We start from the raw sequence: 21,119 nt of genomic DNA, 5'->3' as shown, positions 1-21,119 counted from the left end.
AGGGTCTCGCATGAATCACGCACTCGACATCGATCAACTCAGAACTTTCCTTGCGATCGCTGAGCTGGGAAGTTTCACCAAGGCCGGCGAAGCCGTGCACAAGACGCAGTCTGCAGTCTCCATGCAGATGCGTCGGCTGGAAGAACGCGTCGGACAGCAGATTTTCATCAAGGACGGCCGTCAATCGAGATTGACCGAAGATGGCCTGCGTCTGGTGGAGTTCGCTCGCCGAATGATCCTTCTGAACGACGAAACCTTGTCTGCTTTCAATGGTCAGAAGGAAGTCGGTCATGTGAAGCTCGGAGTTCCGGATGATTATGCGGACCGCCTGCTGCCGCAGGTGCTTGCCGCATTCAACCGCCTGAACCCTTCCATCGAAGTGCAGGTGGAATGTTCCGGAAGCCGCAAGCTGACCGAAGCCATTCGCGAAGGCGCTCTCGACGTTGCCATCACCACGTCAGGAGACACATTGGACCTGCGCGGCGAAATCATTCGCAGGGAACCGCTTTACTGGGTGACTTCCACGCAGCACTCCGCGCATAAGCAGGACATTGTCCGGCTGGCTCTGGGGCCGGCAACCTGTTGCTGGCGTCGGTTGTCGATGGATGCGCTCGACCGGGCCGGGCGGCGATACAGGGTGTCCTACACGAGTTCAAGTGCGGCAGCGCTGGTTGGCGCGGTTCAGGCAGGGCTCGCGGTCACGGTGTTTCCGGAAAGCGCCATTCGCGACGGGATGCGTATTCTGGATGAAAAAGACGGCTTCCCGTCCTTGCCGTTCTGCGACATTGCGCTTCTGCGGTCCGATACGGCCCGTGAGGCCATGCACGATACCCTGTGCAATCACCTCATCGCCGCGATCGGCAATGTCGGCAATGGTAGTGGTCAGGTAGCGGCAGAATAAATCAGCTTGAATCGAAGCGTGCTGCGGGTGCTTGTTTCAGCGCGCCCGCAACATGAGCAGGTTGCCGCTCAGGACGCAGGCAAGCCCAGCGGCTGCGATCGGCGTCCATTGATAACCTTCAAAGATTGTCGAGAGAGTCAGCGCGACGACTGGAAACATTACAGTCGCATAGCCGGCACGTGCCGAGCCTATCCGGCCGAGCAGCGTCAGGTAGGAGGCAAAAGCGATCACCGATGCAATGATTGCCAGATAGATCAGGCTGGCCAGGTAGGAGACTGACCATTCAATGGCAAAACTCTGGCCGCGGACCGCCGAGAACAGGCCAAGAAACACCATGCCATAAACCATGCCCCAGGCCGTTGCCGGGGTGACGCCGATCCCGCGTCGCTGCGTGTCGGCGGACAGCATATTGCCGAAACAGAAGGACAGTGTCCCGCCAACGCACATAAGCAAACCGAACGCGGCCTGGGAACTCAGGTCGGCGCCTGCAAGTTTCGGCCAGAACATCAGTCCAATTCCTGCAAATCCAATGATCCCTGCCGCAAGCGCGAGCATATTGGGCCGTTGACCGAAAAGGATCATGCTCAGGAACAGGTTGAATATGGATGCGGTTGAGAAGATCACCGCCAGCAGTCCGGACGGCAGGTGGGCCGCACCGTAGTAAAATAGGGTGAAATTGGTCGAAAACAGCAACGCACCAAGTCCGGCAAACCGCAAGTGATCCCGAACCGGAAAGGTGAGGGAGTGTCCCCGGAACTTTGCCCAAGCCATCATGATGGAAGCTGCCAGGACAAACCGCCAGAATACGGAGACCTCGGGTGCAACGTTGGCAACCTGTCCCTTCATGGCAATCCAGCTGACGCCCCAGGCGAGCACGGTCACCGCGTAGAGGCCATAGTCTGTCGGTGTAAAGCCGCTGGTTTCACGGCTGAGGGAAGGCGACGCGACGCTCATGAGAAATCCGTTTCAGGAGAAAAAGTCCGGCCAGTCAGGCTTGTCTCAATGTGCGGTTGCCCATCGTTCAGCGCAAATGATTGTTTTTGATCTTCTCATCAAGAAAAGAGATGCCTATGGTCGCCTGCCCGGCATGGGACCGCATCTGAGTTTGATTCCCAGGAGACGCGATGACCTTTCTTGTCGTCGAAAACTACCCGAACACCGATCTTGGCATAATCGCAAAGACCGCGATGGAGGAGGGGCATGAATGGGTCACCGTCAAGGCTCATCTGGGTGAGCCAGTGCCTCAATCCTGCGAGCCATATAAGGGCGTCATTGTCTTGGGCGGGGCCCAAAGCGCCGTTGCGGACGATGAGTTCCCGCATTTGTCGGCGGTTTGTGATCTCATCCAGGCATTTCACGAAGCAGACCGGCCTGTCATGGGAATTTGCCTGGGGTCTCAACTCATCGCCAGGGCGTTCGGTGGCAGCAATATTCTGGACCGGCCGATTGAATTCGGCTGGAGGAAGGTCACACCAACAGAGGCTGGGATGTCAGATACCGTCCTGAAAGCGATTGGCACAGGCGGCCCTCAGTTTCATTGGCACACAGATACGGTCACGTTGCCGGAAGGTGCGGTCCATCTTGCCGAAAGCGACATGACACCCGTTCAGGCATTCCGTCTCGGCCGAGCAACCTATGCCGTACAGTTCCACTTTGAAGCCGGTCAGGATGAAGTCAGCGACTGGTCAGAGGTGTTTGCCGATGAAATTCAAACGCACACTCCCGATTGGCACCATCGCCTCGCGGAGGAAGCGGACCGCCACGCACCAAGAGCCGACGAGATCGGCGCAGCGCTCGCCAGGGCCTGGCTTGCGTTGCTTTGAAAACGGGTGACTTTCTCGCCGCCGGGAGAATTGGAAAACGTTGGATCAAAGGACCGGTGTTTGGCCTGAAAGCACGGTTTGCATTGCCTTTTCGTCCAGGTTCCCTCCTGTGAGAATGACGCCTGCTTTCTTGCCTTTGAGGCTGGCTGCATCCTGCGTCATAGCAGCAAGTGCTGCCGCTCCGGCTCCCTCGGCCAGGTTGTGCGTGTCTGCATAAAGAACCCGTATCGCCTCGGCAACTTCATCCTCGGAGACTGTCGCAACCCGATTTGCTCCGCTCGCCAGAATGTCCACGGCTTCTTGAACCGGTTCCCGGCAAGCCATGCCGTCGGCGAAGGTTCCGGCGGTATCCGTTGTAATGATCTTCCCGGCATCGAACGAAAGCCGATAGGCGGGCGCTTTCTCGGTCACGACCGGCACGATCTCGGTCTTGAGGCCAAGAAGGTCTCGCACCGTGATCAAACCGCAGGCGCCCGATCCCATGCCAACCGGAACGTAGACCACATCCAGATCGCGGTGGGTGCGGAAAAATTCGAGCGCATAAGTGGCAACCCCGAGGACGATGTTCTTGTGGAACGAAGGCACCATCAAATACCCGCTCTCTTCCGCGATTTTCTGAGCTGTAATCTTGCTCACGTCAAAATCCCGGCCATCGATGACGAGTTCAGCTCCAAAGGCCTGCATCGCCCGGTTCTTGCCCTCGGCATTGCCTTCGGGAACGACAATGGTCGCCGGTAGCCCAAGCAGGCGTGCTGCCAGCGCCATGGATTGCCCGTGATTTCCGCGCGTTGCTGAAACGACGCCTTTCGGTCTTCCGTGGGCATCAATGTGTTTTTGGATGTAAACGATGGAGCTCCGGGCCTTGAATGCGCCAATCGGGGTGTGGTTCTCATGCTTCACCACCACCTCAAGTCCGAAGCGTTCTTGAAGCAACGGCCAGGCATAAGCAGGTGTTTCCGGAACAATCTGCCTGACAACCGGAAAAACGGCGTCCAATTCTTCAAGCGTGAACAACGGCTTCATTGTGGGTCCTTCAGGTCAAGTGGAGCGCACCGGGAGCCAAGATCCAGTCAGGCCGCATCCGGTGCAATCGGGATAGGTCAGGCTGCCACGAAAACACGTTCACTGTCTTTCAAAATCCTGAACCAAATTGAACTTGAGTCGTGACGCTCCCTGGATCATCCTGATCGTCATGAAACCTGAAGCCAGCCGTTCGAAATCTGTTTCCGTGAGTCTGACAAGGGCCGTCGCCAGCCATGAAATCACCTTGCTGCCCGCCGCAGCTTATGACGCCCGTTTCACCGCAGAAAAGGATATAGTCGGCTTCGCTTTTGATGTGCAAACAGGATGTCACGCGATCGGTTCTGACCGGGGCGAAGATTTTTTCAGATTGCCGAACAGTCTCGCTCTAACGCCGCGTGGTTGCGACATACGTTCAAGCTCCTCAGGAGGAGGGGAATACCTTCTTGTAAGCGGGCCTTTGGTTCGCGCTTCGGCTGAGACTTACATCACCAATATTCAAGACCCGAACGCGCTTTCTGCTGCCTGCCATTTGCGCAGCTGGATGCTTGGCGGGGCATTGCCGGACCCAATGGCCGCAGAAGCGGTGATTTCCAGATTGTGTGAAGCTGCGCTCGGGAAGCCTCCTCGACGTGAAAAGGCGGCCAGATGGATGACGCAGGCGCGCTTCTGCAGCATCACCGAAGCAATTGATGAAAACCTCGACGGCACTCTGACCGTCGCCGGACTGGCCAGGGAAGTCGGTCTGTCGGCAAGTTTCCTGAGCAGGGCTTTCACCGCATTTTGCGGGCAGACACCTTACGACTACGTGCTCAGCAGGCGTATCAAGGAAGCGCGGCGGCTGATCGCAGAAACGGATCTGCCGCTTGCCGAGATTGCGTGCTGTTCGGGGTTTTCTTCGCAAAGTCACATGACGGCGATCATGAAGGCGAGAATTGGTGTCAGCCCTGCACGGATCAACCGTCATAGACTTTGCTGAAAACCGGTCAGTCAAAGAACCAGATTATGCCGACCGACCTTGGTGATATCGGTTTCGCCGCACAGACCCATGGTCACGTCCAGTTCCTTGCGCATGATGTCCAGAACCTTGGCAACGCCGGGCTTGCCCATGGCTCCCAACCCGTAGATGAAGGCACGGCCGATATAAGTGCTGTGAGCACCCATCGCGACAGCCTTGAACACGTCCTGGCCTGAGCGGATGCCCCCGTCAAAGTGAACTTCGATCTTGTCTCCTACCGCATCGACAATGTCGCGCAATACATCGTAGGAGGCCAGTGCACCGTCCAGCTGCCGGCCACCATGGTTGGAAACGACGATAGCGTCTGCTCCAATTTCGGCGGCAATCTTCGCATCCTCGACATCGTTGATCCCCTTGAGGATCAGCTTGCGGTCCCAGTGCTTCTTGACCCAATCGATCGATGACCAGTCCAGGGTCGGATCGAATTGACTGGCTGTCCATTCCGCAAGGGAGGACATGTCTTCAACGCCGGAGACGTGGCCTTGGATGTTGCCGAACTCGCGGCGCTTCGTCTGTAGCATGTTCCAGCACCAGCGCGGCTTGAAAGCTAGGTCGACAAGTACATGCGGCTTTGGTTTTGGCGGCGTGCTGAGACCGTTCTTGATGTCCTGGTGGCGCTGCCCGAGCACCTGGAGGTCAAGCGTCAAAACAAGTGCCGAACAGCCGGCGGTGTGTGCACGCTTCATCAGGTCTTCGGAAAAACCGCGATCCCGCATGACATAGAGCTGAAACCAGAACGGATGCTTGGTGTTTTCGGCAACGTCTTCGATCGAGCAGACGCTCATCGTTGAAAGCGTGAATGGCACGCCAAACTCTTCAGCCGCCTGTGCCGCGAGGATTTCGCCATCCGCGTGCTGCATGCCTGTCAGGCCAACCGGTGCAAGGGCAACAGGCATCGTGACGTCCTGACCGACCATGGAGGTCTTCAGCGACCGGTTGTCGATGTTGCGGGCGACCCGCTGACGAAGCTTCTGGCGTTGGAGGGCTGCCTCGTTTTCGCGGTAGGTGCTCTGCGTCCAAGACCCGGTGTCGGCATAGTCATAGAACATCTTCGGGACCCGGCGTTTTGCCAGTGTCTGCAGGTCGGCAACATCGGTCACAACTGTCATTGAATGGTCCTCCTGGGACGTCACGAACGAGGGGCGTGTTTGGTGGATTTCGAGCGTCGCAATCCGGCCAGCTGTTCGCGCTGGTCCAGTTGCTCTGCTTCGGCTAGCGTGGCGCGCACGTAGTCAATGTGCTCTTCGGAATAGCGTTTTGCGCTGACAGGGTCGCCATCTCCTATGGCTTCGGCAATCGCCCTGTGCTGTTGCAGCAGTTCGGTGCGTGCCGTCGGATGGTCGTAAAGGCGGCCGCGATTGTAGAAGACACCGTTCTCCAGCAGCCTGTAGCAGGACCGCAACGTGTGCAGCATCACCACATTGTGGGCGGCTTCTCCAACCGCATGATGAAAGGCCACATCGAGCCTGCTTTCCGTATGAAGGTCGCCGATTTCGTGGGCAGCCTGCATCTGTTCGACAATCTCCTGCAGGCGGGCAATATCGGATGGAGCCGCCCTGACGGCGGCCTGGGAGGCTGCCTGTCCTTCAATTCCTCGGCGGAATTCGAAATAGTCACTGATCGCCGAAGGGTGGCGGGCAATCAACTGCACCACGGCTTCGGAGAAGATTGGGCCGATAAGGTCACAGACAAAAGTGCCGCCCCCGCGCCGCGCCTCAATGAGATCGCGTTCCTCAAGGGTCTTGAGAGCATCTCTCAAAACCGGGCGGGACACTTTCATCTGGTCGGCCAGATCCCGTTCCGAGGGCAACCGGTCTCCCGATTGCAGCACGCCTTTCAGGATCAGATTTTCAATCTGCTCGACTGCGGCATCGGCCGTTTTCTGGTGATCGACGGGCTGAAACACGTTGTCCACTTCCTTTCTTTGCGCGGCAAAATAGTCTCAAAATCAAAATTGGTCAATTTTTTTGTCCAATTTTATGTTGCGTGTTTGCCGCGCCTGCGAACTTTCGTCGCAATCGTGAATTCGACCTTTGTCTAATGGTTTCCTTAAGGGCAAGGTGTCGGCTTGGGGCACTTCATCAGGACGGGATTTAGAACGTGGCGCAGGGGTCTGAAAACGGATCGTCTTTTCCATCATTCCGAACGTCGCCATTGCGCGAGCGGGTTTTGGGCGAGGTTCATGCTCGTCCCTTTCGGCCAATCGTCAGTCCGCGCACGATCCTTCATTACGCGTTTCTGACCAACTCGGAGGAAGCCGCAAAGGATCAGGAATGGCTTGCGGAGTTCTGCATTTCACGCGGCACGCAGGGGCCCGCGCCCGGAACGAGGCATCACACGCTTTCTTTTGGCGGTGGCACTCTGAGCTGGGAGCAGCATGCGGAGTTCACCACCTACACCTGGGATGGCGCAGCCAATCCAAAGGAGATCTTCGGAAAGATTCCCGCTGCCCACCCTTTTGGCGCTGCTTTTCGTGCTCCCGGGGACCTGCTGGTGGCTGCCAGGCTGGAGTTGCGGGTGCCGGAGCTGGGCGAGGATTGGCGGAGCCACTTTGACGCAAGCAGCTTGACCGTTTCCAGCCTGGAAGATGGGGCTGCCATGGTGGCGACCGACTTTCGTCAGGATGGCGATGGCCTGACGCGTTTCCTCGTGTTCAATCACCGCCTCAGCGACGTGCAATCCGGAGCGGTGGTGCAGCGGCTTCTGGAAGTGGAGACGTACCGGACCCTCGCAATGCTCGGCCTGTTCGAGGCAACCAGGCTGCAACCGGAGATCAGGCGGTTTGAGATCCAGCTGGCTGAACTGACTGGTCAAATGAAGGATACCTCGGCGCTTGGCGCCAATCAGGAGCTTCTGGACAAGCTTTCGGCGCTCGCTGCGGCGCTGGAAGCAGGGGCGACTGCCAGTACGTTCCGCTTTGGAGCGAGCAGGGCCTACCACCAGATCGTCAAGGCCCGGTTCGAAACGCTGCGGGAAGAAGCCGCGCCCGGTGAGCTTTCAATTGCCTCGTTTCTGGCGCGAAGACTGTCACCAGCCATGCGAACCTGTCAGGCGATCGAGGACCGGCAGGCAATGCTGTCCCGTAAACTGGCGCGCGCCACCACCTTGCTGCGTACCAGGGTGGACGTGGAACTGGAACAGCAGAATCGCAGCCTGCTTCAGTCCATGAACCGTCGGGCCCGCCTGCAGTTGAGGTTGCAACAGACAGTCGAAGGGTTGTCGGTTGCCGCGGTGAGCTACTATGTCGTCGGCCTGATTTCCTATCTGGCCAAGGCCACCAAGCAGACGGGACTGCCGCTTCCGGACGCAAATATCATGACCGGTATTGCCGTGCCGTTCGTTGTGCTTTTGATCTGGTGGACGGTTCGGCGCATTCGCCACAATCACGGCGAACACTGAACAAAAAAGGCCGGGGGAGACCCGGCCTTTGTACTTCTTGATGCCTGCAAGGCTTACTTGGTTGTGCCGTCTTCGTTGAACTGTGCCAGGTAGGCGATCACATTGACGCGGTCGTCTTCCTTGCGCAATCCGGCAAATGCCATTTTGCCCTTCTTGATCAGGTCTTTCGGCTTGGTCAGGTAAACATCGAGATTTTCGACATCCCAGACCTGTCCGTCGCCCTGCTCAATCAGGGCCTTGGAATACTTGTAGCCTTCCACCTGACCCCAGGGACGGTCGACAACACCGTTCAGTTGCGGGCCAACCTTGTTCTTGGCGTTTTCACCAACAGCGTGGCAGGCGGCACACTTCTTGAATACTTTTTCGCCCTTGGCAGGGTCGCCCTCGGCGCTCGCCTGCAGGGTCATGGCCAGAAGCGCGGTTCCGGCAATCGTCAGCAATCGCTGCATATGTGTCTCCCTCATTTCGGGTGCGTTGAAACCCGCCGTTAGAGAACAGGATGTCCGTTCCGGATGCAAGTGACGCGCGGTCGCATGTAGGTGAATTGCAGCATTGGGGGACCGCTCTCAAAGAGAGAGAGCCAAGCCCCATCAACCTGCTCGTGCATTGCTCGGCAGGCGAAGCCAGTCTTCCAGTCCGGTATCCCAATAGGGGGAAGACCCATAAAGCGCGGCCAGGAAGTCGATGAAGACGCGCACCTTAGCTGGAAGGAACTGGCGGCTCGGATAAACCGCATAAAGACCGACATCCTTGGACGCTCGGTATTGCGGCAGCAGAATTTGCAGTTTTCCCTCGCGCAATTCTGGTCCGACATCCCAGGTCGAGCGAAGGGCAATGCCGACACCTGCCAAAAGACACTCTCGAACCACTTCATTCGAGTTGGTCTTGACCGGTGCCTGCGTGCGCACCGTTTCGATGCCATCTGGACCGGCAAGGCGCCACGGATCCTGGTTGGTTGCTGCGATGGTGACGTGATTGTGCGTCAGGTCATCGATGCTCTCCGGAACGCCATGCTTTTCAAGATATTCGGGGCTGGCGCACAGGATCCGGTGCACCGGCGCAAGACGCCGGGCAACAAGGCTGGAATCTGAAAGTTCGGCAATCCGGATCGCCAGGTCATAGCCGTCGCCGACAATGTCGACAAAATCGTCGGAAAGGTCGAGATTGACCGAAAGGTCCGGATTTTCGGTCAGAAACTTGCCGAGGTGAGGAGCGATATGCAGCCTGCCGAAGGATGTGGGAACGGCCACCCTGAGATTGCCGCGCGCCTTGGCGGATCCGCGTGACACGAATGATTCTGCTTCTTCCACTGAAGCCAGGATCGCGATCACCCGTTCATAAAAACCCTGACCGGCTTCCGTCATGGCAATCTGACGGGTCGTTCGTTGCAAGAGCCGCGTTCCCAGTTTTTCCTCGAGCCGTCGGATCCGTTTCGAGACCACGGCGGGAGACAGGTTCATTTCACGTCCGGCCGCTGACATGCTGCCCGCGCTGACCACCCGGGCGAAGATTTCCATGTCCGTCAGATTGCTCATTTTCAATCTCTCAGAAAGACAATTATTATTTTCCGAACGTTTTCCTGGGGCGCGATACTTGCCAGTATTCAGGAAAGCGATGATCTATCAGCTCTTGCTACGACAGAGCAAGCCAGGTGGATCATACCTAGAGAGGAAGGAGATCCCGTTTGACCGCGATCGCGATGCCAGCCCCGGACCAGAAGGTTCTTGCCAGGCGCAAGGAAATCATCAGCGCCCTTCAGGCGATCGTGCCCGGAGAAGGGGTCATTCACGACGAGCGCGAGATGCGCGCTTACGAGACCGACGCCCTGACCGCCTATCGTCAACTGCCGCTGATCGTGGTTCTGCCGGAAACGGTCGAGCAGGTCTCGAAGGTACTGAAATACTGCTATGACAATGACGTGAAAGTGGTTCCACGCGGGGCGGGAACATCACTTTCCGGTGGCGCGCTTCCGCTTGAAGACGGTGTCCTGTTGTCGATGATGAAGTTCAATCGCGTGTTGGACATCGACTTCCCGAACCGGGCCGTGGTTGTCCAACCGGGAGTAACCAATCTTGGCATCACACGCGCAGTCGAGCACGAGGGATTTTACTACGCTCCCGATCCGTCATCGCAGATCGCATGCTCCATCGGTGGCAATATTGCGGAGAACTCAGGCGGAGTTCATTGCCTGAAATACGGTTTGACGACCAACAATGTCCTCGGACTTCAGATGGTGCTGATCAACGGCGAGGTCATTCGCCTTGGCGGCAAACATCTGGACAGCGAAGGTTATGATCTTCTGGCGCTTATGACCGGGTCCGAAGGGTTGCTGGGGGTGGTCACGGAAGTGACGGTGCGTATTCTGCAAAAGCCTGAAACAGCGCGCGCGTTGCTGATCGGCTTCCCGACAAGTGAAGACGGCGGCCGCTGTGTTGCGGACATCATTGCAGCTGGAATCATTCCCGGCGGCATGGAAATGATGGACAAGCCCGCCATTCATGCCGCGGAAGATTTTGTGCACGCCGGATATCCGCGCGATGTCGAGGCATTGCTGATCGTTGAGCTGGACGGGCCTGAAGGCGAGGTCGATTTTCTCATCGGCCGCGTTGAAGAGATCGCCGGGTCCAATCAGGCCAGCCATATTCGCATTTCCCAGAGCGAGGAAGAGCGGATGACCTTCTGGGCCGGGAGAAAGGCTGCATTTCCGGCCGTCGGGCGGATATCTCCCGACTATCTTTGCATGGATGGTACCATTCCGCGCCGCGAACTGCCGAAGGTCCTTGCCCGTATGCGCGAGCTTGGCGAAAAGCACGGTCTCGGCGTTGCCAATGTCTTTCATGCCGGTGACGGCAATCTGCATCCGCTCATCCTTTATGACGCCAACAAGCCGGGAGAGCTGGATGCGGCGGAGGCTTTCGGAGCGGACATCCTGCGTCTTTGCGTGGAGGTTGGTGGCGTGCTGACCGGAGAGCATGGCGTCGGGATCGAAAAGCGCGACCTGATGACCGACATGTTCTCTGAAGAGGACCTGAAGCAGCAGCAGCGGGTCAAATGTGCATTTGACGAAAAGCATCTGCTCAATCCGGGCAAGGTGTTTCCCGTTCTTCATCGCTGTGCGGAGTTGGGCAAGATGCATGTGCACAAAGGCCAACTGCCCTTTCCCGATATTCCCCGCTTCTAAGGACGGCTTTGAATGGAAACGACTTTAAAACCGCGTGACACGCGGGAGGTGGAAGCAGCCGTAAAGTGGGCTGCGGCGGAGGATCAGCCGCTGGAGATTTGCGGTCATGGGTCCAAACAGGAACTCGGTCGGCCGGTCCAGGCAGCGCATGTTCTGGACCTCTCGAGCCTGACCGGCGTTGAAACCTATGAGCCGGCCGAGCTCGTGTTGACGGTCAAGGCCGGAACACCGATTGCCGAGGTTGAAAAACTCGTTGACGACAATGGACAGGAGCTTTCCTTTGAGCCGATGGACTATGGCCCACTGCTCGGGAATGAACCAGGGAAGGGGACCGTCGGCGGCGTGCTGGCGTCGAACCTCTCCGGTCCGCGCCGAATAAAAGCAGGCGCTGCGCGTGACCATGTGCTCGGGATGGAAGCTGTTTCCGGCCGGGGAGAGATTTTCAACTCGGGCGGCAAGGTCGTCAAAAACGTTACCGGTTATGATCTGCCCCGTGCACTCTGCGGATCTTTTGGCACGCTTGCCGTCGCTGCAACGGTCACGCTCAAAGTCAATCCCAAACCGGAAACCTCAGCCACGTTCCAACTATCGGGGTTGAGTGAGGAGGACGGCGTCAAGGCCCTGTGTGCGGCCATGGGTTCTTCAGCGGAAGTGTCAGCCGCCGCACATATTCCGTCAGGGATAGACGGGGAGGAAAGCAAAACCATCTTGCGGCTTGAAGGGTTCGAAACGTCCGTAGACTACCGTTTCAGGACGCTGCAAAACCTCTTGAAGGAATTCGCCTCACCCGCGAGGCTGGCGGAAGCTGAGTCGCGAGCTCTGTGGCGGTCCGTCCGGGATGTGTCACCCTTTGCAAAAGAGGCGACACCCGTCTGGCGCGTTTCGCTCACGCCAACAGCCGGGCCGCAGTTTGTGAAACAGCTCACGGGACGATTTGGTTTCAAGGCGTTTTTCGATTGGAGCGGCGGCCTCGTCTGGTTGTCCTGCACCGATGGCCAGGTCCACGTTGCCGAGATCAGGACGGCTTTGAAGGAAGTCGGCGGAGGTCATGCGACCCTGGTGCGTGCAGACGCTTCGGTCCGTTCCAACGTGGATGTTTTCCAGCCGCAGCCAGGGCCTCTTGCGACTTTGTCCCGCCGCTTGAAAGAACAGTTCGACCCTCATGGTGTGCTCAACCCTGGACGAATGGTTTCCGGCGTGTAGTCTTTCCGGATTACGTTCAACACGCATTCTTTTCAGGGAGCGCGGTCATGGAACAGCAATCCGATGTTGCAGGTTATTTGGAACCGGGTGGCAAGAACGCCACCCTCGTTTACATTCTTTATCTCGTCAGTCTTCTGATCGGCTTTACATCTCTGATCGGCGTGATCTTCGCTTATCTCAACCGGGGCAAGAGCGCGAGCTGGGTTGATAGCCATTACACATTTCAGATCCGGACCTTCTGGATAGGCATTCTGTTCAGCGTGATCGGAGTTGTCTTGATGTTTGTCTTCATCGGCATTTTCGTGCTGCTGGCGACCGCGATCTGGGCCATTGTTCGCTGCATCAAGGGCCTGCAACTTGCCGCGCGCAACGAAGCGGTCCCCAATCCTCAGACTTGGATGTTTTGACGACAGCGGCCTTTTCGCCGTCAAGGGCCGCTCGCGAAACGATGCGGGCGGCTCCTTGTCATTGTGCGTTTTCGGGTCAGGTGAACGATCAGCTTGCCGGCAGGCATTTGACGGTGACGTCATATCCGTATCCGTCACGCTGGTTGGTGGTGTTTTTCATGTTCCATTTGCCCTTTTTCGCCTTGTTCTTGCGGGCGGCCACTGCATCCAGCTCGAAATAGGCATTCGCGGAGACGGTCCAGGTTTTGGCAAGGGCGTCCTTCTTCTTCATTCCAGACTTGATCTTCTTGTCCAGATTGATCGAGCAGGCCTGTCGCGGGTCCCAGCCCTGCCATCGTACTTTCTTGAGCGGAATGACGGGCTTGTAGGAGATCGAAACGGACCTCTTGGAACCGGAGCCCACGTCGCGGTTCTGGAAGCTCTTGCTCCACAATGAGCCATCGCCTTCGAAGTAGAGCACATTCTTGAATGATCCGACCTTCATGGCGACAATCCGCTCACCTTTTGTTGCCTTGCCGTAAAGGCGTAACAGGAACCGGTGCGATTTGGTTTTTATACCGGAGTAGTTGGAGGCGTTGGCGGTAACTTCGATCGGAATGACGTCGATACCGTCCCGCTTGACCTGAACCTTCTCGATCCAGTCCTTGGCGATTGCGCCGGTCCCGATACTTGCAATGGCTGCGGCCAGAAGGGTTGTTTTGGTAATCGTCTTAAGCATCAATAAAGTCCTCAATAGGGTTTGCCGGCCCACTGGAGGCATATTGATCCGATCCGTTTGAACCGGTTCTGAGTAAGGCGTTTATCTGCCATTCATGTCCGCCGGAGACCGGGTCAAGTCCGGGTGAGGCCGCTGACCGGGTCGGCCAAATTGTCTATTTTGGCAAAACCCTTATGCCGCAAACGCACCTTGTGTGAGGTTTTCCCAAGCCGTACGATCCGCTTCCATCAGGAGAGGAATCCGCTGTGGCGGAGGGGTGAGGAGACGCCGGGCACAATGCAGACCAATTTCACTGCGGAGCAGCTGAGGGACAGCCACGTCGCCGAATCGGAAAAGATTTTGCGAAAATGCGTGCATTGCGGCTTCTGCACGGCAACCTGCCCGACCTTCACGCTTCTCGGAGATGAGCTCGACAGCCCGCGAGGACGGATCTACCTGATCAAGGACATGCTCGAAAATGACCGGCCTGCCGATGAAAAAATCGTCAAGCATATCGATCGCTGCCTGTCCTGCCTTGCCTGCATGACCACGTGTCCCTCGGGCGTGCATTATATGCACCTCGTGGATCACGCCCGCATTCACATTGAAAAGACCTACAAGAGACCATTGAGCGATCGGCTGATGAGATCTCTGCTTGCTCATGTGCTTCCATATCCCCGAAGGTTTCGCTGGGCGTTGATTGGCGCGTTTTTCGGCCGTCCGTTCGCAGGAGCGTTCAAGGCAATAGGTGGCCCGCTTGCAAAAGTGGGAGCGATGCTGGAGCTCGCGCCGGCAAAGGCTGCATCCAGGGTGCAATTGGAAGGTCCGGGCGTGTTTGCTGCTGACGCACCGACGCGTAAAGGGCGTGTAGCCCTGTTGAGCGGATGTGCTCAGCCAGTGCTCAATCCCGGTATCAACGACGCAACCATTCGTCTGCTGCAAAGAGCCGGATACGAGATCGTGTTGCCGGAAGGAGAGGTCTGCTGCGGCGCTCTGGTCCATCATATGGGCAAGGAAGAGGCCTCTCTGGAAAACGCGCGGCGCAATGTCGATGTCTGGCTGCGCGAAGCGGACGGCGACGGGTTGGATGCCGTTCTCATCACCGCATCGGGCTGCGGAACCACCATCAAGGACTACGGGTTCATGTTGAAGGACGATCCTGCCTACGCCGAAAAGGCGGCGCGGGTCTCGGCTTTGGCAAAGGACATTACGGAGTTCCTGACGGAGATTGAACTTGGAGAACCTGTTCGCGATCCGCAACTGACAGTCGCCTATCACTCCGCATGCTCCATGCAACATGGACAGAAGATCACGCGGCAACCCAAGGATCTTCTGAAGGCGGCCGGGTTCAACGTCAAGGATGTGCCGGAGGGACATCTTTGCTGTGGGTCAGCGGGAACCTACAATATTCTTCAGCCTGAAATCGCCCGCCGATTGAGAGACCGGAAGGTCGCCAATATCCAGAAAACACAGCCGGATGTTATCGCCACCGGCAACATCGGCTGCATGACACAGATCGGCCTTGGTACAGACATTCCGATCATCCACACTGCCGAATTGCTCGACTGGGCCTATGGCGGTCCGCAACCAGAAGCGCTTTCTCATGTCAGCGGGCAGATCGCAGCGGCTGAATAGTTCTGAACGTGCCGAGTTCCGCTTTCAAAAAGCGGGTGCTCGGTTGAACTAGCTCTGTTCGTTTCGTCAGGTTTCCCGCGTGCCAAGCTGCACGGGGGTTTTGTCCGGCTCGCTGTCGGGTTTCTCGCCAGCCAAACGCAGGGTGCGCTCCAGAAGCTCTTCGTAAATTGGCCGTCCGCCCAGATGGTGAGCGGTCAGGGAGGCGGTGGTGCAGGTCACCAGAACAGGCATGATCAGGGCATATGCTCCGGTCAGTTCCATCACAAGCACGACACCGACAAGCGGAGCACGTACGGAAGCGGCGAAAAATCCGCCCATGGCAGCAACCGCGCAGGCAGCCCTGAAATCCATTTCAACAGGAAGTGTTTCGACAGCTGCAACGCCGAATGCCAGGCCGGCACAGGTTGCGATGGAAAGCATCGGTGCAAAAATGCCACCTGGAACACCCGAGGCATAGGAAAACAGGACACCGCTGAAACGCAGGAGCGTCAGGACGACCAGTGCGATGATACCGTAGTCGCTGATGATAAGGTGATGTACGAGGTCTTCACCACCTCCCGTCGCATCAGGAAACGCATTCAGCAGCACACCGGTCACGCCGCCGATCACGAGAGCGGGCAGCCAGCGTAAACCTTTGGGAATCTTCTGGAACTGGTCCATCACGGCAATCAGTGCCCAATTGAAGAAGACACCCAGTCCTCCGAGCACGATACCCAGGAAGCCGAGCAGAAGATAACTCCACACCGGTATGTAGGAGACGTCCACCACGAGAAGGGGCCCGGTGTGGGTGAGCTGCTCGGTGATCGCAGCGCTCAGTATCGAAGCGATGATGACGGCCATGTAGGTGCGGTAGCCAAATGGAAACTGCCGCCGTGTCTCTTCAACAATGAAGAGAATGGCTGCCAATGGAGCATTGAAGGCTGCCGCGAGGCCGGCGGCGGCCCCCGCCGCAAGCAGGCCCTTGTGATCGGCCGAGGAAACCTTGTGTGACTTTGCAAGCGCTTCTGCTGTCATTGCGCCCATGTGGATCGTCGGTCCCTCTCGCCCAAGCACGAGACCGGAACCAAGAGCAAGCAGGCCACCGAAGAACTTTGCCACCAGAACGCTTGCCCAGTGCACCGGGCGCTTGTCCTCCATGGCTCCCTCGATCTCCTGAATGCCGCTGCCGGCGGCTTCGGGTGCCACGCGCTGAACCAGCAGAAACGCGGCCGCAACGCAGACCGACGAAATCGCGATGGAAATGAGATAGGGCAGGACACCGGTGCCGACAGCGCTTCTGAGAGCGGCATATTGCGCAAACAGGAACTCGAGGCCTGCATGAAACCCGGTTGCCAGACCTCCCACGAGAATGCCAACCAGTGCCGCCTTCAGAAAATAGGCGGCATCTGATTTGGGGGAGATGATGTCGGAATGTCCTGACATGTTTATCCGGCCTGAAAACAAGAGCGAAAACAGAGGGATTCGATCAACCCGGAAACTAAACTGCAGAGAAACCGCCGACGGCGCAAGGGCGAGTTGTCAGCGAAAAGACAACGCGCGGCTGTGCCGCGCGTCATCAAAATCCTGCCGCTGCGCCGCAGCGCATTTCCGGAAATCAGATTACGTGGACCGTGGTGCCGACCTTCACGCGCTCATAAAGGTCCATCACGTCCTCGTTGCGCATCCTGATGCAGCCGGATGAGACCGCGTGCCCGATGGTCCAAGGCTGGTTGGAGCCGTGAATCCGGTAAAGGGTCGAGCCGAGATAAAGAGCACGGGCGCCGAGCGGGTTTTCAGGCCCCCCTGCCATGAAGGCGGGAAGGTCGGGACGGCGCTTGCGCATAGCCGCAGGCGGTCGCCAGTCCGGCCACTCGGCTTTGCGTGTCACCTTGTGCGTTCCGGCCCATTCAAAACCCGGCTTGCCGACGCCGACACCGTAGCGGCGCGCCGTTCCGTCTTTTTGAACCAGGTAGAGATACCGGGCATTGGTGTCGATCACGATGGAGCCTGGCTTGTGAGACCCGTTATAGTCGACAACGGTCGGCAGGAACTGCGGTGCAACCTGGCGGCTTGGCCGCTGTGGCTTTGTCTGCTGGCGAGCGGGCTGCTGACGTGGAGACCACCAGTTCACCCGGCGTGCTTGAGGTTGTTGCACCTGGCGGCGCTGCACAGGCGCAGCTGCTCTGCGGCCGACTTTTGGCTGCAATTGCAAGACCCACGGTTCTGTGAGATTTGGGCTGAGCACCAGTGGTGGAGGCGCAACCTGTCCCGCAGAAGCCGATGATCCCGGAACAGCGATTCCGGCGATCATCGCGCCGGCAAGGAACAGCAATTTCTTTCGGGCATTACTTTTAAAGAACATGGCAGCACTCTTAAACTTGTCATCGACCACGTTCAGCAGTCTGTTCTGGACTGCCGCTTAACGGATTTGCCTTGAAGGATAAGTGTGCAGGCTCTGCCAAAAGTGAATCAAGAGCGTAGAATTTTAGTAATTCTTTCCTATGGTTAGCCCTTTGTTGAGAAACAGGTTTAATGGAATCTTGTCAGATGGAAGAAGAGCGGAAGCCTTCCACTTCGGTGAATTGGATTCCTTGAACTTTCTGCGATTCCTTGGTTAACGCACACGTCTTCGTGCATCGCGCACGACCAGCGGCAAGATGGGTTCGATCTGCTTCTTTGACATGCCGGGTTTGATCCGTGGATCATAAAGCATGTTCAAAATGATCTGGTCGAACACCGTAAAACGGCTGTGGCGGGAGGAATCGTTAAAGACGGAATGCGTCAGCCGCTCGTCGTCGTTCATCGGCCCAAGGCCCTGAAGAATTTCCTCAACCAGGCAGCGTTTGAACAGAAATTCGCCTTCGTCGGAAACGATTACCGCTGATGAGCGTTTGATTCCTTTGCGCCCTGAAACCACACGCACAAGACATCGCCCGGGAACCTTCGCCCGATCGTTCTTGTATATGTCTTTCTTCACGACCGGTACGTATTGAGCGCGGTCAACGACATAGACTTCGAAATTCGCCGCGGCAGGATCGTTGGTGACGCTTGCCTTCAATCCACCGACCCGTCTGTCAATCTCTCGCACGAAGCGATGAACGATCGACTTCCGGTCACGTGCAGACAGATTGTGAACGTAAAAAACAACCGGCTTGGTGAATTTCTTGACCATGTAAGGCCGCCAGCTCCAGCTGCGGTATTCCAGGCCGAATACGGTTCTTTCAAATCCCTGCAGAAGTTCTTCGGTCGAGAATGTCTGACTTGTCGCGCGCGCTGGCGGCGCAACCAGGAAAAGAGAAAAAAGAACAAAAGTCAGAAAGAAACGCATGACAGTCATATAGGTTAAAACGCCTTTGACAACCATATCGGTCTGATTTTCATGCGCCCTGTTCCTTCAAGCCAGTTTGGCAAACCGTCAGCAAGCTATTTCCCGAAGGAAGCCAACAAACCGTTACCACGAGAGTAAAATTCTTGTCACTTCCAACATGTGACGGAAAAACAATTCTTTAAACTTCCCAAGCTATAAGGTGGTCATATTGCGATTTAAATGCACCTGCAGGGGCAAGGGACGGGAGTAAGCATGGCCGCGGTGAAACGATCTTTTCGAGCGGAAAGCTTGATACGTATGAGTAATGGGGCGAACGATGACCCCGCCTTTGCAGAAGAACGCCGCCACCAGGAAGTCCTGGCAGAAATTTCAAGTTTAAGGTCATTGATCAAGAACGGGCCGGATCAGCAGCAGAATGCGATCGACCCGGAAGCCATGAGCGAGAAGTTCATGGCTGAGTTCCGCAAGGAACTGTCCGAGGCCGCGAAGTTGAAGGTCGAGTTGGACGCGATCTACGAGGCAATCGCCCAGACCAAAAAGGAAATCGCGACCCTGCATCACACAACCGGAGCCGAAGGCGAGGAGATGACTCGCGTTACCAACGAGCTCGACGCGGTTGTTGATGGAACGGAAGGTGCGACGGAATCGATTCTGTCTGCTGCCGAGTATATCGACGAAACGGCCAACACCCTGTCCGCGCGGCTCAAAGATCAGGACGCCGAGCTGGCCGGGGACATTCAGGACAAGGTCGTGCAGATCTTCGAAGCCTGTAACTTCCAGGATCTGACGGGTCAGCGCATTACCAAGGTCGTATCGACATTGCGTTTCGTGGAAGACCGCATCATTCAGATGATGGATATCTGGGGCGGCATCGAAACCTTCAAGGAAATCTCAGTCGAGGAACGCGAGTTCAAGGAAGGCGATGCAGCCCTTCTCAATGGCCCCGCCTTGGAGAGCGACACGGATGTCGCCACTCAGGACGACATCGACGCCCTGTTCGCTTGATCCATTCTGTATCCACGCGAAAAGAACCCGGCCTCAGGTCGGGTTTTTTGTTTGTCGATGGTGATGTGAACTCGTCCCGGGTCTGCCATTCGTGCATGGCCCCTTCTCGATGGGAGCTTTCCATTCGTTCTGCTAATTGCACTTGTGCCTTCGAAAACTCCTCGATAAACAAGAGAACAAATAGTGAATATTGGGTGCGTGTATGGCTGATCAGCAATCGGAACAAGGTGCAAAGCGGGAGCGGGATCCGGTAACCGGATTGCTTGAAGGCGACGATGGCAACCAGCGTTGCTGGTGGCATGGCGGGTTGGATGACTATCAGAAATACCATGACACGGAATGGGGCTGGCCGGTCGACGAGGACAGACGGCTCTTTGAGAAAATCTGTCTCGAAGGCTTTCAGTCGGGCCTTTCCTGGTTGACCATCCTGCGCAAGCGAGAAGGCTTCCGGGCCGCCTTTGCGAATTTTGAATTCGAGAAAGTTGCCAGGTTTACGGAGGCCGATGTTGAGCGGTGTCTCAACGACAGCGGCATCGTGCGTCACCGCAAGAAGATCGAATCGACCATCAACAATGCCAAGAGGGCGATCGAGCTGAAGGCTGAATTCGGGTCGCTGGCAGCCTATTTCTGGTCGTTTGAGCCGTCGCCTGAAAACCGGCCGGAGAAAATCGATTTCGAGACAGCCCGAACGCTTGGCAAAACCGCTGAAAGCACGGCCTTGTCAAAAGACCTGAAGAAGAGGGGTTGGAGCTTTGTCGGCCCGACCACGGTCTATGCTTTCATGCAATCCATGGGCATGGTGAACGATCACCTTGAGGGCTGTTGTTGCCGTGAGCCGGTCGAACAGGCCCGGACAGATTTCACGCGGCCCGTTCCACTCTGAGGCAGGTCGCGGCGCGCCTAGTTCTCCTCCCGCTTCTGCGGTGTTTTCTGGCGCGCGTAGTGCCGGGTTGCCTTGGCTCGGTTGCCACAGGTCTCCATGCTGCACCACCGACGGCGGCTGTTCTTGGTCTCATCGATGAACAGCCAGCCACAATCATGTGCCGGACACATTTTCAGGCGCTCCCGTTCTCTCTTGTCCATTAGAATCGACATGGCCGAGACGGCAATCAGGGTTTCCAGTGATTGCCCGGTTGCCACAGTCTTTCCCGTCCCGAACATTGCCGGGTCGATTAGTGCAGCTGGTGCGAGGGTCGCCGTATTTGTTCCACCGCGCAACAGCGCGCGAATATCTGCCCGAAACCGGTGCAGCTGACGAACGTCTTCCGGGAGCGTTGCTGGGGTCAGCTTCAGGGCATCCAGCCAAGTCCGGAGGTCGTCCAGCGTCTCGATTTTCTCATGAACAATCTGGCCCTCGTCCGACCAGTCGGCCGTGTTGGCGAAATCAAGGGCCAGTCTTCCGCCGATCAGCCTGACCGGATGCGCCTTTGCGTAAGTCATCTGAGTTTCTAACCGCTATAGCGGTTGACAATCAAGTTCAGGAAAATCTAACCTGTATAGAGGTTAGGTGGCTGGAGCGCCGA

21 protein-coding genes are annotated in these 21,119 nt (G+C 57.1%); 10 read left to right on the top strand and 11 right to left on the bottom strand.

Features of this window, described 5'->3' with window-relative positions:
- Positions 1 to 10 precede the first annotated feature (10 nt).
- Positions 11 to 901: a LysR substrate-binding domain-containing protein gene (locus ABLO27_RS09600; RefSeq protein ID WP_353032375.1), complete on the top strand. Its 891-nt coding sequence runs from the start codon at positions 11 to 13 to the stop codon at positions 899 to 901.
- 36 nt (positions 902 to 937) lie between these two features.
- Here ABLO27_RS09600 and ABLO27_RS09595 read toward each other — a convergent pair whose 3' ends face one another.
- Entirely contained in the window at positions 938 to 1,855 is a 918-nt protein-coding gene (locus tag ABLO27_RS09595) for a DMT family transporter (RefSeq protein WP_353032373.1), read from the bottom strand.
- Between the two features lie 170 nt (positions 1,856 to 2,025).
- Between ABLO27_RS09595 and ABLO27_RS09590 the strand changes: the two genes are divergently transcribed.
- Positions 2,026 to 2,724: a type 1 glutamine amidotransferase gene (locus tag ABLO27_RS09590; protein ID WP_353032371.1), complete on the top strand. Its 699-nt coding sequence runs from the start codon at positions 2,026 to 2,028 to the stop codon at positions 2,722 to 2,724.
- Positions 2,725 to 2,769: 45 nt separating this feature from the next.
- Here the strand turns inward: ABLO27_RS09590 and ABLO27_RS09585 are convergent, their stop codons facing one another.
- Entirely contained in the window at positions 2,770 to 3,747 is a 978-nt protein-coding gene (locus ABLO27_RS09585; RefSeq protein ID WP_353032369.1) for a threonine dehydratase, read from the bottom strand.
- Between the two features lie 127 nt (positions 3,748 to 3,874).
- Here ABLO27_RS09585 and ABLO27_RS09580 point away from each other — a divergent pair, with 127 nt between their 5' ends.
- Complete coding sequence (locus ABLO27_RS09580; RefSeq protein WP_353032367.1) at positions 3,875 to 4,723, top strand: AraC family transcriptional regulator; 849 nt, start codon at positions 3,875 to 3,877, stop codon at positions 4,721 to 4,723.
- An 11-nt stretch (positions 4,724 to 4,734) separates the two neighbouring features.
- On the opposite strand, the gene ABLO27_RS09575 is transcribed toward ABLO27_RS09580, so the two are convergent.
- Positions 4,735 to 5,871 (bottom strand): alpha-hydroxy acid oxidase, encoded by a 1,137-nt coding sequence (locus ABLO27_RS09575; RefSeq protein WP_353032365.1) that lies wholly within the window; start codon positions 5,869 to 5,871, stop codon positions 4,735 to 4,737.
- Positions 5,872 to 5,891: 20 nt separating this feature from the next.
- Positions 5,892 to 6,668 carry a FadR/GntR family transcriptional regulator gene (locus ABLO27_RS09570; protein WP_353032363.1) on the bottom strand — a complete coding sequence of 259 codons (777 nt, stop codon included), beginning with the start codon at positions 6,666 to 6,668 and terminating at the stop codon, positions 5,892 to 5,894.
- A 194-nt stretch (positions 6,669 to 6,862) separates the two neighbouring features.
- On the opposite strand from ABLO27_RS09570, the gene ABLO27_RS09565 reads away from it, so the two are divergent.
- Positions 6,863 to 8,161: a DUF3422 family protein gene (locus ABLO27_RS09565; RefSeq protein WP_353032361.1), complete on the top strand. Its 1,299-nt coding sequence runs from the start codon at positions 6,863 to 6,865 to the stop codon at positions 8,159 to 8,161.
- 53 nt (positions 8,162 to 8,214) lie between these two features.
- Here the strand turns inward: ABLO27_RS09565 and ABLO27_RS09560 are convergent, their stop codons facing one another.
- Together ABLO27_RS09560 and ABLO27_RS09555 are read right to left on the bottom strand one after the other, a co-directional pair.
- Positions 8,215 to 8,610, bottom strand: a complete 396-nt coding sequence (locus ABLO27_RS09560; RefSeq protein ID WP_353032359.1) for a cytochrome c family protein — start codon at positions 8,608 to 8,610, stop codon at positions 8,215 to 8,217.
- Positions 8,611 to 8,751: 141 nt separating this feature from the next.
- Entirely contained in the window at positions 8,752 to 9,696 is a 945-nt protein-coding gene (locus tag ABLO27_RS09555; protein ID WP_353032357.1) for a LysR family transcriptional regulator, read from the bottom strand.
- Positions 9,697 to 9,845: 149 nt separating this feature from the next.
- Between ABLO27_RS09555 and ABLO27_RS09550 the strand changes: the two genes are divergently transcribed.
- Genes ABLO27_RS09550 through ABLO27_RS09540 form a run of 3 tightly spaced genes read left to right on the top strand, consistent with a single transcriptional unit; the run spans position 9,846 to position 12,952 of the window.
- Complete coding sequence (locus ABLO27_RS09550) at positions 9,846 to 11,342, top strand: FAD-linked oxidase C-terminal domain-containing protein (protein ID WP_353032355.1); 1,497 nt, start codon at positions 9,846 to 9,848, stop codon at positions 11,340 to 11,342.
- Positions 11,343 to 11,354: 12 nt separating this feature from the next.
- The gene (gene glcE / locus ABLO27_RS09545; protein WP_353032353.1) at positions 11,355 to 12,545 is read left to right on the top strand and encodes a glycolate oxidase subunit GlcE; all 1,191 of its coding nucleotides are present in this window, start codon (positions 11,355 to 11,357) and stop codon (positions 12,543 to 12,545) included.
- 47 nt (positions 12,546 to 12,592) lie between these two features.
- Positions 12,593 to 12,952, top strand: coding sequence for a DUF4870 family protein (locus ABLO27_RS09540; protein ID WP_353032351.1), 360 nt, complete (start codon positions 12,593 to 12,595; stop codon positions 12,950 to 12,952).
- 88 nt (positions 12,953 to 13,040) lie between these two features.
- Here ABLO27_RS09540 and ABLO27_RS09535 read toward each other — a convergent pair whose 3' ends face one another.
- Positions 13,041 to 13,670 carry a hypothetical protein gene (locus ABLO27_RS09535; protein ID WP_353032349.1) on the bottom strand — a complete coding sequence of 210 codons (630 nt, stop codon included), beginning with the start codon at positions 13,668 to 13,670 and terminating at the stop codon, positions 13,041 to 13,043.
- Between the two features lie 276 nt (positions 13,671 to 13,946).
- Between ABLO27_RS09535 and glcF the strand changes: the two genes are divergently transcribed.
- Positions 13,947 to 15,284, top strand: a complete 1,338-nt coding sequence (gene glcF / locus ABLO27_RS09530) for a glycolate oxidase subunit GlcF (RefSeq protein ID WP_353032347.1) — start codon at positions 13,947 to 13,949, stop codon at positions 15,282 to 15,284.
- A 66-nt stretch (positions 15,285 to 15,350) separates the two neighbouring features.
- On the opposite strand, the gene clcA is transcribed toward glcF, so the two are convergent.
- From clcA to ABLO27_RS09515, 3 genes are all read right to left on the bottom strand, one after another.
- Positions 15,351 to 16,706 carry a H(+)/Cl(-) exchange transporter ClcA gene (gene clcA / locus ABLO27_RS09525; protein ID WP_353032345.1) on the bottom strand — a complete coding sequence of 452 codons (1,356 nt, stop codon included), beginning with the start codon at positions 16,704 to 16,706 and terminating at the stop codon, positions 15,351 to 15,353.
- A gap of 172 nt (positions 16,707 to 16,878) precedes the next feature.
- Positions 16,879 to 17,625: a L,D-transpeptidase gene (locus ABLO27_RS09520; RefSeq protein ID WP_417714763.1), complete on the bottom strand. Its 747-nt coding sequence runs from the start codon at positions 17,623 to 17,625 to the stop codon at positions 16,879 to 16,881.
- A gap of 252 nt (positions 17,626 to 17,877) precedes the next feature.
- Positions 17,878 to 18,600, bottom strand: a complete 723-nt coding sequence (locus tag ABLO27_RS09515; protein ID WP_353032343.1) for a DUF2927 domain-containing protein — start codon at positions 18,598 to 18,600, stop codon at positions 17,878 to 17,880.
- Positions 18,601 to 18,888: 288 nt separating this feature from the next.
- Between ABLO27_RS09515 and ABLO27_RS09510 the strand changes: the two genes are divergently transcribed.
- Positions 18,889 to 19,596 carry a protein phosphatase CheZ gene (locus ABLO27_RS09510; protein ID WP_353032341.1) on the top strand — a complete coding sequence of 236 codons (708 nt, stop codon included), beginning with the start codon at positions 18,889 to 18,891 and terminating at the stop codon, positions 19,594 to 19,596.
- 202 nt (positions 19,597 to 19,798) lie between these two features.
- A complete protein-coding gene (locus tag ABLO27_RS09505; RefSeq protein ID WP_353032339.1) occupies positions 19,799 to 20,479 on the top strand; it encodes a DNA-3-methyladenine glycosylase I in 681 nt (226 codons plus the stop codon).
- A 17-nt stretch (positions 20,480 to 20,496) separates the two neighbouring features.
- Here the strand turns inward: ABLO27_RS09505 and ABLO27_RS09500 are convergent, their stop codons facing one another.
- The gene (locus ABLO27_RS09500; RefSeq protein ID WP_353032337.1) at positions 20,497 to 21,036 is read right to left on the bottom strand and encodes a CGNR zinc finger domain-containing protein; all 540 of its coding nucleotides are present in this window, start codon (positions 21,034 to 21,036) and stop codon (positions 20,497 to 20,499) included.
- Positions 21,037 to 21,119 lie beyond the last annotated feature (83 nt).

It is taken from the genome of Roseibium sp. SCP15 (assembly GCF_040329435.1).
Taxonomy (GTDB): Bacteria; Pseudomonadota; Alphaproteobacteria; order Rhizobiales; family Stappiaceae; genus Roseibium.
Note: the sequence above shows the minus strand (reverse complement) of the source record. Positions and strands in the feature narration are given on the sequence as shown.